The organism is Pseudomonas sp. NFX183 (assembly GCF_047943075.1).
Classification (GTDB): Bacteria; Pseudomonadota; Gammaproteobacteria; order Pseudomonadales; family Pseudomonadaceae; genus Aquipseudomonas.
Window position 1 is genome coordinate 713924 of sequence record NZ_CP181333.1, and the last position, 14287, is coordinate 728210.

Below are 14287 nucleotides of genomic sequence, written 5' to 3' on the forward strand. Positions count from 1 at the left end.
TCATTGACTGAACCACCGCATTCGCGAGCAAGCCCGCTCCCACATTTCGATCTCTGTTCGGCTGTAAGATTTAGCTGGCTTTGACCCGCTCCGACGGCCTGCGCACCCCAGCCACGATCTTGTCCACCGCCTTGGTCGCCGCCACCATGCCAAACGTGGCCGTCACCATCATCACCGCGCCAAACCCGCCGGCGCAGTCCAGCTTCACCCCATCCCCAACGAAACTTTTTTGCAGACAAATGCTGCCGTCCGGCTTGGGATAGCGCAGCTGCTCGGTGGAAAACACGCATGGCACGCTGTAATGGCGGGTCACGGTGCGGGAGAAACCGTAATCGCGGCGCAACGTGGAGCGCACCTTCGAGGCCAGTGGGTCATTAAAGGTGCGGTTCAGGTCGCACACCTGGATCAGCGTCGGGTCGATCTGCCCGCCGGCGCCGCCGGTGGTGATGATCTGGATCTTGCGGCGCTTGCACCAGGCAATCAGCGCAGCCTTGGCGTTGACGGCGTCGATGCAGTCGATCACGCAATCGATATTCGGCGTGATGTACTCGGCCATGGTGTCGCGGGTCACGAAGTCCGCCACCGCATGCACGGTGCAATCGGGGTTGATAGCGCGCAGGCGCTCGGCCATGACGTCGACCTTGGGCTTGCCCACCGTGCTGTCCAGCGCGTGCAACTGGCGGTTGCTGTTGCTGACGCAGACGTCGTCCAGGTCAAACAGCGAAATCTCGCCTACCCCGCAACGGGCCATGGCTTCAGCCGCCCACGAGCCTACGCCGCCGACGCCGACGATCGCCACATGGGCCGCTTTCAAGCGTTCCAGGCCTTCAATGCCATACAAGCGGGCGACGCCTGCAAACCGCGGATCTTCTGTGCTCATGACCATTACCCCAAAAACCGGCGCGCATTATGGACTACGCAGCGACAAGTTCGAAGCTTCCAGCTACAAGTAAAGAACTTAGGTGAACATTCGCGGACTAACGTCCGGCTTTTCTCTGTCTGCTGTACGCTCGGGGAAAGGCCAGTGTAGGATGCGCGCCGTTCGGCGTAAGCCGACACCTCTTTTCGTTCCACACCCTTTGGAACCCGAAATAGCCATGTCATCGCGTAAATTTGGACTCAACCTGGTGGTGGTGCTGGCAATTGCCGCGCTGTTCACCGGTTTCTGGGCGCTGATCAACCGCCCGGTCACCACACCCAACTGGCCTGAACAGATCTCCGGGTTCTCCTACTCGCCGTTCCAGCAAGGCCAGTTCCCGCAGAAAGACCAGTACCCAAGCGACGAAGAAATGCGTCGTGACCTCGAGATCATGAGCAAGCTGACGGACAACATCCGTACCTACTCGGTCGACGGCACCCTGGGCGACATCCCCAAGCTGGCGGAAGAGTTCGGCCTGCGCGTGACGCTGGGCATCTGGATCAGCCCGGACCTTGCGCGTAACGAACGCGAGATCCAGCGGGCCATCGAACTGGCCAACAGCTCACGCAGCGTCGTGCGCGTGGTGGTCGGTAACGAAGCGTTGTTCCGTGAAGAAATCACCCCAGAGGCGCTGATTGCGCTGCTCGACCGCGTGCGCGCCGCCGTGAAAGTGCCGGTGACGACGTCCGAGCAATGGCACATTTGGGAAAAGAACCCGCAACTGGCCAAGCACGTCGACCTGATCGCGGCGCACATCCTGCCGTTCTGGGAATTTATTCCGATGGACAAGGCCGGCCAATACGTACTCGACCGCGCCCGGGATCTGAAGAAACTGTTCCCGAAAAAGCCGCTGCTGCTGTCGGAGGTTGGCTGGCCGAGTAACGGCCGTATGCGCGGGGGCAATGAAACCTCGCCAGCCGACCAGGCGATTTACCTGCGTACGCTGGTCAATAAGCTCAACCGCCAGGGCTACAACTACTTCGTGATCGAGGCGTTCGATCAGCCGTGGAAAGTCAGCGACGAAGGCTCGGCCGGCGCCTATTGGGGCGTGTACAACGCCGCGCGTCAGCAGAAATTCAACTTTGAAGGCCCAGTGGTCGCGATCCCGCAATGGCGCGTGCTGGCCATCGGCTCGGTGGTGCTTGCGCTGCTGTCGCTGACCTTGCTGATGATCGACGGCTCGGCCCTGCGCCAGCGTGGCCGTACGTTCCTGACCTTTATCGCATTCCTGTGCGGTTCGGTGCTGGTGTGGATCGGCTACGACTACAGCCAGCAATACAGCACCTGGTTCAGCGTGACCGTGGGGATCTTGTTGGCACTCGGCGCCCTCGGTGTGTTTATCGTGTTGCTGACCGAAGCCCACGAACTGGCGGAAGCGGTGTGGACCCACAAGCGCCGGCGTGAATTCCTGCCGGTGGAAGGCGATTCGGACTACCGCCCGAAAGTGTCGATCCATGTGCCGTGCTACAACGAGCCGCCAGAGATGGTCAAACAGACCCTCGACGCCCTCGCCGCCCTCGATTACCCGGACTATGAAGTCCTGATCATCGACAACAACACCAAGGACCCGGCGGTATGGGAACCGGTGCGCGACTACTGCGAAACCCTCGGCCCGCGCTTCAAGTTCTTCCACGTCTCGCCCCTGGCCGGTTTCAAGGGCGGCGCGCTGAACTACCTGATCCCGCACACCGCCAAGGACGCCGAAGTGATCGCGGTGATCGACTCGGACTACTGCGTGTCGCCCAACTGGCTCAAGCACATGGTGCCGCACTTCGCCGACCCGAAAATCGCCGTGGTGCAGTCGCCGCAGGATTACCGCGACCAGAACGAAAGCACCTTCAAGAAGCTCTGCTATGCGGAATACAAAGGCTTCTTCCATATCGGCATGGTCACCCGTAACGATCGCGACGCGATCATCCAGCACGGCACCATGACCATGACTCGTCGCTCGGTGCTCGAAGAACTCGGCTGGGCTGACTGGTGCATCTGCGAAGACGCCGAACTGGGCCTGCGCGTATTCGAGAAAGGCCTGTCGGCGGCGTATTACCACGACAGCTACGGCAAAGGCTTGATGCCCGATACCTTTATCGACTTCAAGAAGCAGCGTTTCCGCTGGGCCTACGGCGCGATTCAGATCATCAAGCGCCACACCGCCAGCCTGCTGCGCGGCAAGGGCACTGAGCTGACCCGTGGCCAGCGCTACCACTTCCTCGCAGGCTGGTTGCCGTGGGTGGCGGACGGCATGAACATCTTCTTCACCGTCGGCGCCCTGTTGTGGTCGGCGGCGATGATCATCGTGCCAACGCGGGTTGACCCGCCGCTGCTGATTTTCGCGATTCCGCCGTTGGCGCTGTTCGTGTTCAAAGTGGGCAAGATCATTTTCCTCTACCGCCGTGCGGTGGGTGTGAACTTGAAAGATGCGTTCTGCGCGGCGCTGGCCGGCCTGGCGTTGTCGCACACCATCGCCAAGGCGGTGCTGTACGGCTTCTTCACCACCAGTATTCCGTTCTTTCGGACCCCGAAAAACGCGGATAACCACGGCTTCTGGGTAGCGATCTCCGAAGCCCGCGAAGAAATGTTCATCATGCTGCTGTTGTGGGGCGCGGCGCTGGGGATCTACCTGGTGCAGGGCCTGCCGAGCAATGACATGCGCTTCTGGGTGGTGATGCTGCTGGTGCAATCGCTGCCGTACGTGGCGGCGTTGATCATGGCGTTCCTCTCGTCGCTGCCAAAACCTGCGCCGAAGGTTGAGCCGGCAACGGCTGAGTAAAAACTTGCGCAATGCACTAAACGGCGGCCCTTGGCCGCCGTTTTGCTATAAGATAACGGCCGTTTTGTGAGACTTGGCCTAGCCCTGCTTTCTGTGGGAGCTGGCTTGCCTGCGATGGCATCGCCGCGGCGTACCTGCCAGACCGCGGCGTCTGCATCGCCGGCAAGCCAGCTCCCACATTGAATCTGCGCCCATTCAGGTTGTGTATTCCACATTCGTCCTGCGCCCATAACACGCTTCCGGAGTTCCCCCATGACGGCCCATGCCGACCTTTCGCCGACCCTTCAACTCGCTATCGACCTGATCCGTCGCCCCTCGGTGACGCCGATCGACGCCGATTGCCAGAAGCTGATGATGCAGCGCCTGGGCGACGCCGGCTTTGCGCTGGAGCCGATGCGTATTGAAGATGTGGACAACTTCTGGGCCACCCACGGCAAGCACGACGGCCCGGTGCTGTGCTTTGCCGGCCACACCGACGTGGTACCGACCGGGCCGGTGGGCGCCTGGCAGAACGACCCGTTCGACGCGCTGATCGACGAAAACGGCATGCTCTGCGGCCGTGGCGCGGCAGACATGAAAGGCAGCCTGGCCGCCATGCTGGTGGCCTCCGAGCGTTTCGTCAGCGACTACCCGGACCACAAAGGCTCGGTCGCCTTCCTGATCACCAGCGATGAAGAAGGCCCGGCGCACCACGGCACCAAAGCCGTGATCGAACGCCTGGCAGCCCGCAAGGAACGCCTGGACTGGTGCATCGTCGGCGAACCGTCGAGCACCACGCTGGTGGGCGATGTGGTCAAGAACGGCCGCCGTGGCTCCCTCGGCGCCACCCTGACCGTGCGCGGCGTGCAAGGCCACGTGGCGTACCCGCACCTGGCGAAGAACCCGATCCACCTCGCCGCCCCGGCCTTGGCCGAATTGGCCGCCGAGCACTGGGACGACGGCAACACCTTCTTCCCGCCGACCAGCTTCCAGATTTCCAACCTCAATTCCGGCACCGGCGCCACCAACGTGATCCCCGGTGACCTGACGGCGGTGTTCAACTTCCGTTTCTCCACCGAGTCCACCGTCGAAGGCCTGCAACAGCGCGTTGCGGCAATTCTCGACAAACATGGCCTGGACTGGCACGTGGAATGGGCGCTGTCGGGCCTGCCGTTCCTCACCGAGCCCGGCGCGTTGCTGGATGCGGTGTCGGCCAGCATCAAGGCGATCACCGGGCGCGAAACCAAAGCCTCCACCAGCGGCGGCACCTCCGATGGGCGCTTCATTGCCACCCTCGGCACTCAGGTCGTGGAACTGGGCCCGGTCAACGCGACGATCCATCAGGTCAACGAGCGCATTCTGGCCAGCGACCTCGATGTGCTGACCGAAATCTATTACCAGACCCTGATCAAGTTGCTCGCCTGATGCTCGCTTGCCCCATTTGCAGCGCACCGCTCCACGCGGTGGACAATGGCGTGGCGTGCCCGGTCGGGCACCGTTTCGACCGCGCGCGCCAGGGTTACCTGAACCTGTTGCCGGTGCAGCACAAAAACAGCCGCGACCCGGGCGATAACCTCGCGATGGTCGAGGCACGCCGCGACTTCCTTAACGCCGGGCATTACGCGCCGGTGGCCAAGCGCCTGGCTGAACTGGCCGCTGAACGCGCACCGCAGCGCTGGGTGGACATCGGTTGTGGCGAGGGTTACTACACCGCGCAAATCGCCGAGGCGCTGCCCGATGCTGACGGCTACGCGCTGGACATCTCCAAGGAAGCGGTCAAACGTGCGTGCAAGCGCAACCCGGCGCTGACCTGGTTGATTGCCAGCATGGCGCGTGTGCCGCTGGCCTCGGGCAGTTGCCAATTTCTCGCCAGCGTTTTCAGTCCCTTGGATTGGCAAGAGGCCAAGCGCCTGCTCAGCCCCGGCGGCGGTCTGATGAAAGTCGGCCCGACGGCCGGCCACCTGATGGAACTGCGCGAACGCCTGTACGACGAGGTGCGCGAGTACACCGACGACAAGCATTTGGCCCTGGTGCCCGATGGCATGAGCCTGGCACACAGCGAAACCCTGGCATTCACCTTGAGCCTGGCCGAGCCCAACGACCGCGCCAACCTGCTGGCGATGACGCCGCACGGCTGGCGCGCGAGTGCCGAGCGCCGCGCCGAGGTGATCGAGGCCGCCGAGCCGCTGCAGGTCACGGTGTCGATGCGCTACGATTATTTCGTGCTTCAATAACCGACTTTTAAGCATCCGCGAATGGATTTTCGAATCCCGCAACGAGGAACATCCATGCGCCAACCTGATATCGAGATTTACCTGAAGGACGCCGACGTCGACCATAAAGCCATCGCCGCCTGGCTGGGCGCCGCGCTGGGCCCGTGCACCGACTGGGTCCAGAAGGGCCAGACCTACAAGTGCAAGGCCGGCAATGTGCCCGTCACCTGGCTGCCCAAGGCCGTGGGCAAATGGAACAGCCTGTACCTGGAAAGCGACCAGACCCCGTGGGACGACGACATCGCCTGCGCCCGCGCAGCCTTCGCCGCACTCAACGTTGAAGTGCGCTGTGCGCCGGGTACCTGGGTTGAGGAAGAAGGTGAGGAAAGCGCCGACACCTGGATTCGCATCAGCGTGGACGGTGAAGAACAGATCACCTGGAAAACGGCCTGAACCTGAAGTGTGAACCCAATCAAAATGTGGGAGCGGGCTTGCTCGCGAAAGCAGTGGGTCAGTCGCCTTTATTGTGACTGACACACCGCCTTCGCGAGCAAGCCCGCTCCCACAGGGGTTCAGCTGTGTAGCAAAATCAGGTTACAACCCCACCACATCCTCCGCCTGCAACCCCTTCTCGCCGGTCACCACGGCGTATTCCACCTGCTGGCCCTCGGCCAGTGAGCGGTGACCATCACCGCGAATGGCGCGGTAGTGCACAAACACATCCTTGCCGTCCTCGCGTTGAATAAAGCCATAGCCCTTTGCATCGTTGAACCACTTCACATTGCCGGTTTCGCGCGTTGCCATCTGTTTTGCTCCCACATGCTTTTTATTGTTGAGTCGTCGCATTGAACTGCCGAGTATAAGACAGGCTCAAAAACGATCAACTCAAGTTTACATCGCTGCTTTTTTGCCGATTTTCGGCGAATACGGCACACTACCCGCCCGAGCGCCTGCTCGGTTTTTTCCACTTGAAGCAGCACGCCTATGACCCGCTCTCCGTTCCGCCGTCTGGTGTTTGGCACCTTGCGCCGACTGTTGTACCTCTGGGTTCGCTCGGAGACGATCAACCAGTCGTCCCTAACCCTTAACCTCGACCGCAGCCGGCCGGTGTTTTACGTCCTGCAATCGCCCTCCCTTACCGAACTGGCCGTGGTCGATACCGAGTGCACCAAGGCCGGCTTGCCGCGCCCGGTGCTGCCGGTCTCGGTAGGCCCGCAGATCGAACCCGCCGCGTTCTTCTACCTCACGCCCGAGCCGGATTGGCTCGGCCGTCAGGACAAGCGCGGCGCACCGCCGACCCTGACCCGGCTGGTCAATACCCTGACCGAACACGCCGAAGAGAATGCACAAATCATTCCGGTCAGCGTGTTCTGGGGCCAGTCGCCCGAGAGCGAGTCCAGCCCGTGGAAACTGCTGTTTGCCGACAGCTGGGCCGTCACCGGGCGTCTGCGCCGTTTGCTGAGCATCCTGATCCTGGGTCGCAAGACCCGCGTGCAATTCTCCGCGCCTATCAACCTGCGTGAATTGATCGAGCACAATAAAGGTCACGAACGCACCGTACGTATGGCTCAGCGCATCCTGCGGGTGCACTTTCGCAACCTGAAGACCGCCGTGATCGGCCCCGACCTGTCGCACCGGCGCAACCTGGTCAAAGGCCTGGTGAACATGCCGTTGGTGCGCCAAGCCATCAGCGAAGAGGCCGAACGCGAGAAAATCTCCCCGGAAAAAGCCAAGGCCCAGGCCTTGCGCTACGGCAACGAGATCGCTTCGGACTACACCTACACCGCGATTCGCTTCCTGGAAGTGGTGCTCAGTTGGTTCTGGAACAAGATCTACGACGGCATCAAGGTCAATAACATCGAAGGCGTGCAAAAGGTTGCCCAGGGTTACGAGGTGATCTACGTACCGTGTCACCGCAGCCATATCGACTACTTGCTGCTGTCCTACCTGCTGTTCAAAAACGGCCTGACCCCGCCGCACATCGCCGCCGGTATCAACCTGAACATGCCGGTGATCGGCAGCCTGCTGCGCCGGGGCGGTGCGTTTTTCATGCGCCGCACCTTCAAGGGCAACCCGCTGTACACCTCGGTGTTCAACGAATACCTGCACACCTTGTTCACCAAGGGCTTTCCGGTGGAGTACTTCGTCGAAGGCGGACGCTCGCGCACCGGGCGCATGCTGCAACCCAAGACCGGGATGCTGGCGATTACCCTGCGCAGCTTTTTGCGCTCCTCACGCATGCCGATCGTCTTCGTGCCGGTGTACATCGGCTATGAACGCGTGCTGGAAGGCCGCACCTACCTCGGCGAGCTGCGCGGCGCGAGCAAGAAAAAAGAGTCGATCTTCGATATTTTCAAAGTGGTTGGCGCGCTCAAGCAGCGCTTTGGCCAGGTCGCGGTCAACTTTGGCGAGCCGATCAAACTGGCCGAGTTCCTCGACGCCGAGCAACCCGACTGGCGCGCCCAGGAGCTGGGCCCGAACTACAAACCGGCGTGGCTCAATGAAACCACCAACCGCCTTGGCGAGCTGGTGGCGCGCCACTTGAACGAAGCCGCCGCGGTCAACCCGGTAAACCTGGTGGCCCTGGCGTTGCTGTCCACCACGCGCCTGGCCCTGGATGAACAGGCCATGGCGCGCCAATTGGACCTGTATCTGGCGCTGCTGCGCCGCGTGCCCTACTCACCGCACACCACCTTGCCGGAAGGCGATGGCCTGGCGCTGATCAAGCACGTCAAGGACATGCACCTGCTGTCGGAGCAGAGCGACGCCCTGGGTAAGATTTTGTACCTGGACGAGCAACATGCCGTCCTGATGACCTACTACCGCAACAACGTGCTGCACATCTTCGCCCTGCCGGCGTTGCTGGCGAGTTTCTTCCAGAGCAGCTCGCGCATGAGCCGCGAACAAATCCTGCGCTACACCCGTGCGCTGTACCCGTACCTGCAATCGGAGCTGTTTATCCGCTGGTCGCTGGATGAGCTGGACGCGGTGGTCGACCACTGGCTGGAGGCGTTTGTCGAACAAGGCCTGCTGCGCTTCGAGAATGAGGTGTACCTGCGCCCGGCACCGAGTTCGCGGCATTTTGTGCTGCTGACGCTGCTGTCCAAGAGCATCGCCCAGACTCTGCAACGCTTTTACATGGCGATCTCGCTGCTGCTCAACAGCGGCCAGAACACCATCAGCGCCGAAGAGCTGGAAGACCTGTGCACGATCATGGCTCAGCGCCTGTCGATCCTGCATGGCCTCAATGCCCCGGAGTTCTTCGACAAGAGCCTTTTCCGACATTTTATCCAGACGTTGCTGGAGCAAGATGTGCTGCGTCGCGATGAAGCCGGCAAGTTGAGTTATCACGACCTGCTCGGTGAGTTGGCCGAAGGTGCAGCCAAGCGCGTGCTGCCCGCCGACATTCGTTTGTCGATTCGCCAAGTGGCGTTGCACCGCGTCGATGGCGCAGCCGAAACGCCGGCCGAACCCGAGCCGGTAAACGCTGAAGAACGCCGCTAGATTGAACGAGGCGCCGGTCGGTTTCCGGCGCCGTTGAAAAGGAGCTGTACCATGAAAAAGATCATCCTCCTGGGCCTGACCGCCCTGCTCGGAGCCTGCCAATCCATGACCCCCAAGGCCAGCCTCGACGGCGAAGTGTTCTACCTGCAACGCATCGCGCTGCCGCCCGCCGCCACCTTGAGCGTCAGCCTGCAGGACGTGTCCTTGATGGACGCTCCGGCCGTGACCCTTGCCGAACAGAAAGGACCGGTCAAAGGCCAGGTGCCGCTGCCATTTCACCTGAGCTACGACCCGGCCCAGATCAAACCAGGCCACACGTACTCGGTCAGCGCTCGCATCGAGCTCGATGGCAAGCTACTGTTTATCACCACCGAGCAGCACGCCGTGCAACTCAACGGCCAAGACCCACAACCAATGCGTCTGCGGGTTGATGCGGTCTCACACTGATTATTCCCAGCTTGAAAAAGGAAGAGCCCATGCTCCGTAATTCTCTTCGCCTCACTGCCCTGTGCGCCGGCCTGCTGCTTGGCGCCAACGCCATGGCGGTGTCACTTGGCAGCCTGTCCCAGGGCGACGCCAGCGGCGGCCTCAAGGATGCACTGACCCAAGGCGCACAAATCGCCGTGAAACAACTGGGCGCGCCCGGTGGCTTCAGCAACAACCCGCAAGTGAAAATCGGCCTGCCCGGCAAACTCGGCAAAGTCGCCGACAAGCTGAAAATGTTCGGCATGGGTGATCAGGTCACGCAGCTCGAAACCAGCATGAACAAAGCGGCAGAAACCGCCGTGACCCAGGCTCAGCCGATTCTGGTCAATGCGGTGAAGAACATGAGCGTGACCGACGCCAAGGGCATCCTCACCGGTGGCCAGGACTCGGCCACTCAATACCTGAACAAAAGCAGTCGCGAAGAGATTCGTGCCAAGTTCCTGCCGATCGTCAAGGCTGCCACCGACAAGGTCGGCGTCGCCCAGCAATACAACGCCCTGGCCGGCAAGGCCGCAGCGTTTGGCGCGGTTGATGCCAAAAGTGCCAACGTCGAAAGCTACGTGACCGAACAGGCGCTGGACGGCCTGTTCAAGATGATCGCGCAGCAGGAAGAAACCATCCGCAAGAACCCGGCCGCGGCTGCCACCAGCCTGGCGAAGAAGGTGTTCGGCGCGCTGTAAACGTTGGCAGTAAACCTTCAATCACTGCGCCAAGGCCGCTGTTCACGGGCCTTGGCGCTGTTGTTTCAGCCCTGGATAACCGCCTGCGCCAACCGCCCAAGCATGAGCGTGGCAAAACAACAAATCGCCACGGATGCCGCGCGGTTGATCTTCAGGGGCGTGAGCCACGTCTTCTGAATCCCTTCAAAGCGGCTGCCCAGCACGATCCAGGCAGACCCCACCGGCACCACCACCAACGCCAGCGTGGCCATGAACCCGGCATAGCCCTGCAAGGATGCAAATGCGCTGAGCGGGGCGATGAACGAAACGATCAACAGGCCCTTGGGATTCATCACAGTGAGCCAGAAAAAATACACGCCAGAGAAGCGGTCACGGGTCGAATCGATAGCGCTGTGTTTGCGTTGCCACAGCTTGAACGAGACATACAGCAGGTAGCAGCCCGCCGCCAGTTGCGTGGTTTTCAACGCCCACGGCGAATGCGCCGCCAGATACAGCCACGCCACGCCCCACACCGAGACCTGCAACAGGTACGCCAGGCACTCGACCAGCGCCAGCGTCCACGACGCCCGATAGCCGAACAACACCCCGGCACGAAACAACAAGGTGTTGGTCGGGCCAGGGGCAAGCAGCAACAACAGTAAGGCTGAAACAGTGGCCAGCATGATTACGCGACGTCCTTCCTCACTCGGAACCACGCAGCATACAGGGCCGGCAGGAACAACAGGGTCAACGCCGTCGCCACAATCAACCCGCCCATGATCGCCACGGCCATCGGCCCGAAGAACACGCTGCGTGACAGTGGAATCATGGCCAACACCGCCGCGAGCGCCGTCAGCACAATCGGGCGGAAGCGTCGCACGGTCGCTTCAATGATCGCTTGCCAGGGTGTCAGGCCGGCCTTGATGTCTTGCTCGATCTGATCGACCAGGATCACCGAGTTGCGCATGATCATGCCCGACAAGGCGATCGTCCCGAGCATGGCGACAAACCCGAAGGGCTGGCGGAACACCAACAGGAACAAAGTCACGCCGATAAGGCCCAGCGGAGCCGTCAGAAACACCATCGCAGTGCGTGAGAAGCTGCGCAGTTGCAGCATCAGCAAGGTCAGGACCACCACGATAAACAGCGGCACACCGGCCTTGACCGAATTCTGGCCACGCGCAGAGTCTTCAACGGTGCCGCCGACCTCCAGCAAGTAACCTTCCGGCAGTTCGGCGCGCACGCCTTCAAGGGTCGGCAAGATCTGCTGGACCAGGGTCGCCGGTTGTTCCTTGCCATAGATGTCGGCGCGCACAGTCACCGTCGGCAGGCGGTTGCGGTGCCAGATAATGCCCTCTTCGAAGCCGTACTCAAGGGTGGCAATCTGCGACAGCGCAACGCTTTTGCCGTTGTCGGTCGGCACGGCCAGGCTTGGCAACAACGACAACTCGGTGCGCTCGTGCACGGTGCCGCGCAGGAGGATTTCGATCAACTCGTTGTCCTCGCGGTACTGGCTGACGCTTGCACCAGTCAGCGAACTCTGCAGGAACTTCGACACGTTGGCGGTGCTTACACCCAGGGCGCGGGCGCGGTCCTGATCAATATTGAGGTAGACGATTTTGCTCGGCTCTTCCCAGTCCAGGTGCACGTTGACCACATGGGTATTTTCACGAACCTTGGCCGCCACTTTGCGGGCCAGGGCACGGACCTCTTCGATGTGTTCGCCGGTCACGCGAAACTGCACCGGGTAACCCACCGGTGGACCGTTCTCCAGGCGTGTGACCCGCGAACGCAGTTCGGGGAATTGCTCGTCAAGGGTTTCGATCAGCCAGGTGCGCAGGCTTTCACGCTCTTCGATGGTCTTGGCCAGCACCACAAATTGCGCGAAGCTCGCGGCCGGCAATTGCTGGTCCAGCGGCAGGTAGAAGCGCGGCGAACCGGTGCCGACATACGCCACATAGTTGTCGATGCCGGCGTGTTCCTTGAGCAGCGCTTCCAGGCGTTTGACCTGCTCGGCGGTGTTGCTCAGGGACGCCCCTTCAGCCAGCTTGAGATCGACCATCAACTCCAGGCGGCCGGAGGCCGGGAAGAACTGTTGCGGCACAAAGCGGAACAGCGCGACCGAGCCGATAAACAACAGCAACGTCAGCACGATCACGGTTTTGCGCCGACGCACACACCATTCAACCAAACGTCGCACACGCTGATAGAACGGCGTGCCGTAGGGATCTGGCCCATCGGTGCCATGCTTGGCGGCATGAATTTTCGCCAGGTCCGGCAGGAGTTTTTCCCCCAGGTACGGCACAAACACCACGGCGGCCACCCATGAGGCCAGCAGTGCGATGGTCACGACCTGGAAAATCGAGCGGGTGTATTCACCGGTGCTCGATTGCGCGGTGGCAATCGGCAGAAACCCTGCAGCGGTGATCAACGTACCGGTGAGCATCGGGAACGCAGTGCTGGTCCAGGCAAAGCTGGCGGCCTTGAGCCGGTCGTAGCCCTGCTCCATTTTGATCGCCATCATTTCCACGGCGATGATCGCGTCGTCGACCAGCAGGCCCAGGGCCAGGACCAATGCGCCGAGGGAGATCTTGTGCAAGCCGATGCCCAGGTAATACATGGTGGCGAAGGTCATCGCCAACACCAGCGGAATCGCCAGGGCCACCACCATGCCGGTGCGCACACCGAGGGAGAAGAAGCTCACCAACAACACGATCGCCAGTGCCTCGGCGAGTACCTGGACGAATTCGCCGACGCTGGTTTTCACCGCGGCCGGTTGATCCGACACCTTGCGCAGCTCCATGCCTGCCGGAAGGTTCTTCTGCAGGCGTGCGAATTCACCTTCGAGGGCCTTGCCCAATACCAGAATGTCGCCGCCGTCACGCATCGCCACGGCCAGCCCGATGGCGTCCGCGCCCATGTAGCGCATGCGCGGTGCCGGTGGGTCGTTGAAACCCCGGTGGATATCGGCCACGTCGCCAATGCGAAAGGTGCGGTCACCGACGCGAATCGGGAAATTGCGGATCTCCTCCACCGTCTTGAAGTTGCCGGACACGCGCAACTGCACACGCTCGGTCGGAGTTTCGAAGAAACCGGCGGTAGAGACGGCGTTCTGCTCCTGCAACGCCTGCTGCACGGCGGCCAATGGCAGGCCGAGGGTGGCGAGCTTGAGGTTGGATAATTCGATCCAGATTTTTTCGTCCTGCAGGCCGAGCAGCTCGACCTTGCCCACATCCGGCACACGTTGCAGTTGAATCTGGATGCGGTCGGCGTAGTCCTTGAGCACCGCGTAGTCGAAACCGTCACCGGTCAACGCGTAGATATTGCCGAAGGTGGTGCCGAATTCATCGTTGAAAAACGGCCCCTGAATGTCCGGCGGCAAGGTCTGGCGAATGTCGCTGATCTTTTTGCGCACCTGGTACCACAAGTCCGGAATCTGCGCCGAGTGCATCGCGTCGCGCGCTATGAAAGTGACTTGGGATTCACCGGGGCGCGAGAAGGAAACAATGCGCTCGTAGTCGCCGGTCTCCATGAGCTTTTTCTCGATACGCTCGGTGACTTGGCGCGAGACTTCCTGGGCCGTGGCCCCGGGCCAGTTGGTCTTGATCACCATGGCCTTGAAGGTAAACGGCGGGTCCTCGCTTTGCCCCAGCTTGGTGTAGGACAGCGTACCGACGACCGCCAGCAGGATCATCAGGAACAGTACGATCTGGCGATTACGCAACGCCCATTCGGAAAGATTGAAACCCATCGGGGA

General features: G+C 61.5%; 11 protein-coding genes. 7 read left to right on the forward strand and 4 right to left on the reverse strand.

Going from position 1 to position 14287, the window contains the following annotated elements:
* Positions 1–70 precede the first annotated feature (70 nt).
* The gene (tcdA, locus tag ACM530_RS03475; protein WP_370004336.1) at positions 71–880 is read right to left on the reverse strand and encodes a tRNA cyclic N6-threonylcarbamoyladenosine(37) synthase TcdA; all 810 of its coding nucleotides are present in this window, start codon (positions 878–880) and stop codon (positions 71–73) included.
* Positions 881–1097: 217 nt separating this feature from the next.
* Here tcdA and ACM530_RS03480 point away from each other — a divergent pair, with 217 nt between their 5' ends.
* From ACM530_RS03480 to ACM530_RS03495, 4 genes are all read left to right on the forward strand, one after another.
* Positions 1098–3689, forward strand: coding sequence for a glycosyltransferase (locus tag ACM530_RS03480; protein ID WP_416364271.1), 2592 nt, complete (start codon positions 1098–1100; stop codon positions 3687–3689).
* A gap of 252 nt (positions 3690–3941) precedes the next feature.
* The gene (gene dapE / locus ACM530_RS03485) at positions 3942–5093 is read left to right on the forward strand and encodes a succinyl-diaminopimelate desuccinylase (protein ID WP_145161842.1); all 1152 of its coding nucleotides are present in this window, start codon (positions 3942–3944) and stop codon (positions 5091–5093) included.
* Positions 5093–5902, forward strand: coding sequence for a putative RNA methyltransferase (locus ACM530_RS03490; protein ID WP_416364272.1), 810 nt, complete (start codon positions 5093–5095; stop codon positions 5900–5902). The genes dapE and ACM530_RS03490 overlap by 1 nt, the downstream gene beginning before the upstream one ends.
* Positions 5903–5956: 54 nt before the next feature.
* The gene (locus tag ACM530_RS03495) at positions 5957–6334 is read left to right on the forward strand and encodes a hypothetical protein (protein ID WP_058425300.1); all 378 of its coding nucleotides are present in this window, start codon (positions 5957–5959) and stop codon (positions 6332–6334) included.
* 141 nt (positions 6335–6475) lie between these two features.
* On the opposite strand, the gene ACM530_RS03500 is transcribed toward ACM530_RS03495, so the two are convergent.
* The gene (locus tag ACM530_RS03500) at positions 6476–6685 is read right to left on the reverse strand and encodes a cold-shock protein (RefSeq protein WP_032891681.1); all 210 of its coding nucleotides are present in this window, start codon (positions 6683–6685) and stop codon (positions 6476–6478) included.
* A gap of 180 nt (positions 6686–6865) precedes the next feature.
* Between ACM530_RS03500 and plsB the strand changes: the two genes are divergently transcribed.
* Genes plsB through ACM530_RS03515 form a run of 3 tightly spaced genes read left to right on the forward strand, consistent with a single transcriptional unit; the run spans position 6866 to position 10551 of the window.
* Positions 6866–9385, forward strand: coding sequence for a glycerol-3-phosphate 1-O-acyltransferase PlsB (gene plsB, locus ACM530_RS03505; RefSeq protein ID WP_369300820.1), 2520 nt, complete (start codon positions 6866–6868; stop codon positions 9383–9385).
* 51 nt (positions 9386–9436) lie between these two features.
* The gene (locus tag ACM530_RS03510) at positions 9437–9832 is read left to right on the forward strand and encodes a YbaY family lipoprotein (RefSeq protein WP_416364273.1); all 396 of its coding nucleotides are present in this window, start codon (positions 9437–9439) and stop codon (positions 9830–9832) included.
* Positions 9833–9861: 29 nt separating this feature from the next.
* Positions 9862–10551, forward strand: coding sequence for a DUF4197 domain-containing protein (locus ACM530_RS03515; RefSeq protein WP_119738730.1), 690 nt, complete (start codon positions 9862–9864; stop codon positions 10549–10551).
* 65 nt (positions 10552–10616) lie between these two features.
* Here the strand turns inward: ACM530_RS03515 and ACM530_RS03520 are convergent, their stop codons facing one another.
* Positions 10617–11213: a LysE family translocator gene (locus ACM530_RS03520; protein ID WP_145161828.1), complete on the reverse strand. Its 597-nt coding sequence runs from the start codon at positions 11211–11213 to the stop codon at positions 10617–10619.
* Between the two features lie 2 nt (positions 11214–11215).
* Positions 11216–14281, reverse strand: a complete 3066-nt coding sequence (locus ACM530_RS03525; RefSeq protein ID WP_242194315.1) for an efflux RND transporter permease subunit — start codon at positions 14279–14281, stop codon at positions 11216–11218.
* Positions 14282–14287: the final 6 nt, after the last annotated feature.

Coding starts and splice junctions, on each gene's coding strand:
- ACM530_RS03515 (WP_119738730.1), top strand. CDS start 9,862: ATGCTCCGTAATTCTCTTCGCCTCACTGCCCTGTGCGCCGGCCTGCTG.
- ACM530_RS03500 (WP_032891681.1), bottom strand. CDS start 6,685: ATGGCAACGCGCGAAACCGGCAATGTGAAGTGGTTCAACGATGCAAAG.
- ACM530_RS03510 (WP_416364273.1), top strand. CDS start 9,437: ATGAAAAAGATCATCCTCCTGGGCCTGACCGCCCTGCTCGGAGCCTGC.
- ACM530_RS03490 (WP_416364272.1), top strand. CDS start 5,093: ATGCTCGCTTGCCCCATTTGCAGCGCACCGCTCCACGCGGTGGACAAT.
- ACM530_RS03525 (WP_242194315.1), bottom strand. CDS start 14,281: ATGGGTTTCAATCTTTCCGAATGGGCGTTGCGTAATCGCCAGATCGTA.
- ACM530_RS03495 (WP_058425300.1), top strand. CDS start 5,957: ATGCGCCAACCTGATATCGAGATTTACCTGAAGGACGCCGACGTCGAC.
- ACM530_RS03480 (WP_416364271.1), top strand. CDS start 1,098: ATGTCATCGCGTAAATTTGGACTCAACCTGGTGGTGGTGCTGGCAATT.
- tcdA (WP_370004336.1), bottom strand. CDS start 880: ATGAGCACAGAAGATCCGCGGTTTGCAGGCGTCGCCCGCTTGTATGGC.
- plsB (WP_369300820.1), top strand. CDS start 6,866: ATGACCCGCTCTCCGTTCCGCCGTCTGGTGTTTGGCACCTTGCGCCGA.
- ACM530_RS03520 (WP_145161828.1), bottom strand. CDS start 11,213: ATGCTGGCCACTGTTTCAGCCTTACTGTTGTTGCTGCTTGCCCCTGGC.
- dapE (WP_145161842.1), top strand. CDS start 3,942: ATGACGGCCCATGCCGACCTTTCGCCGACCCTTCAACTCGCTATCGAC.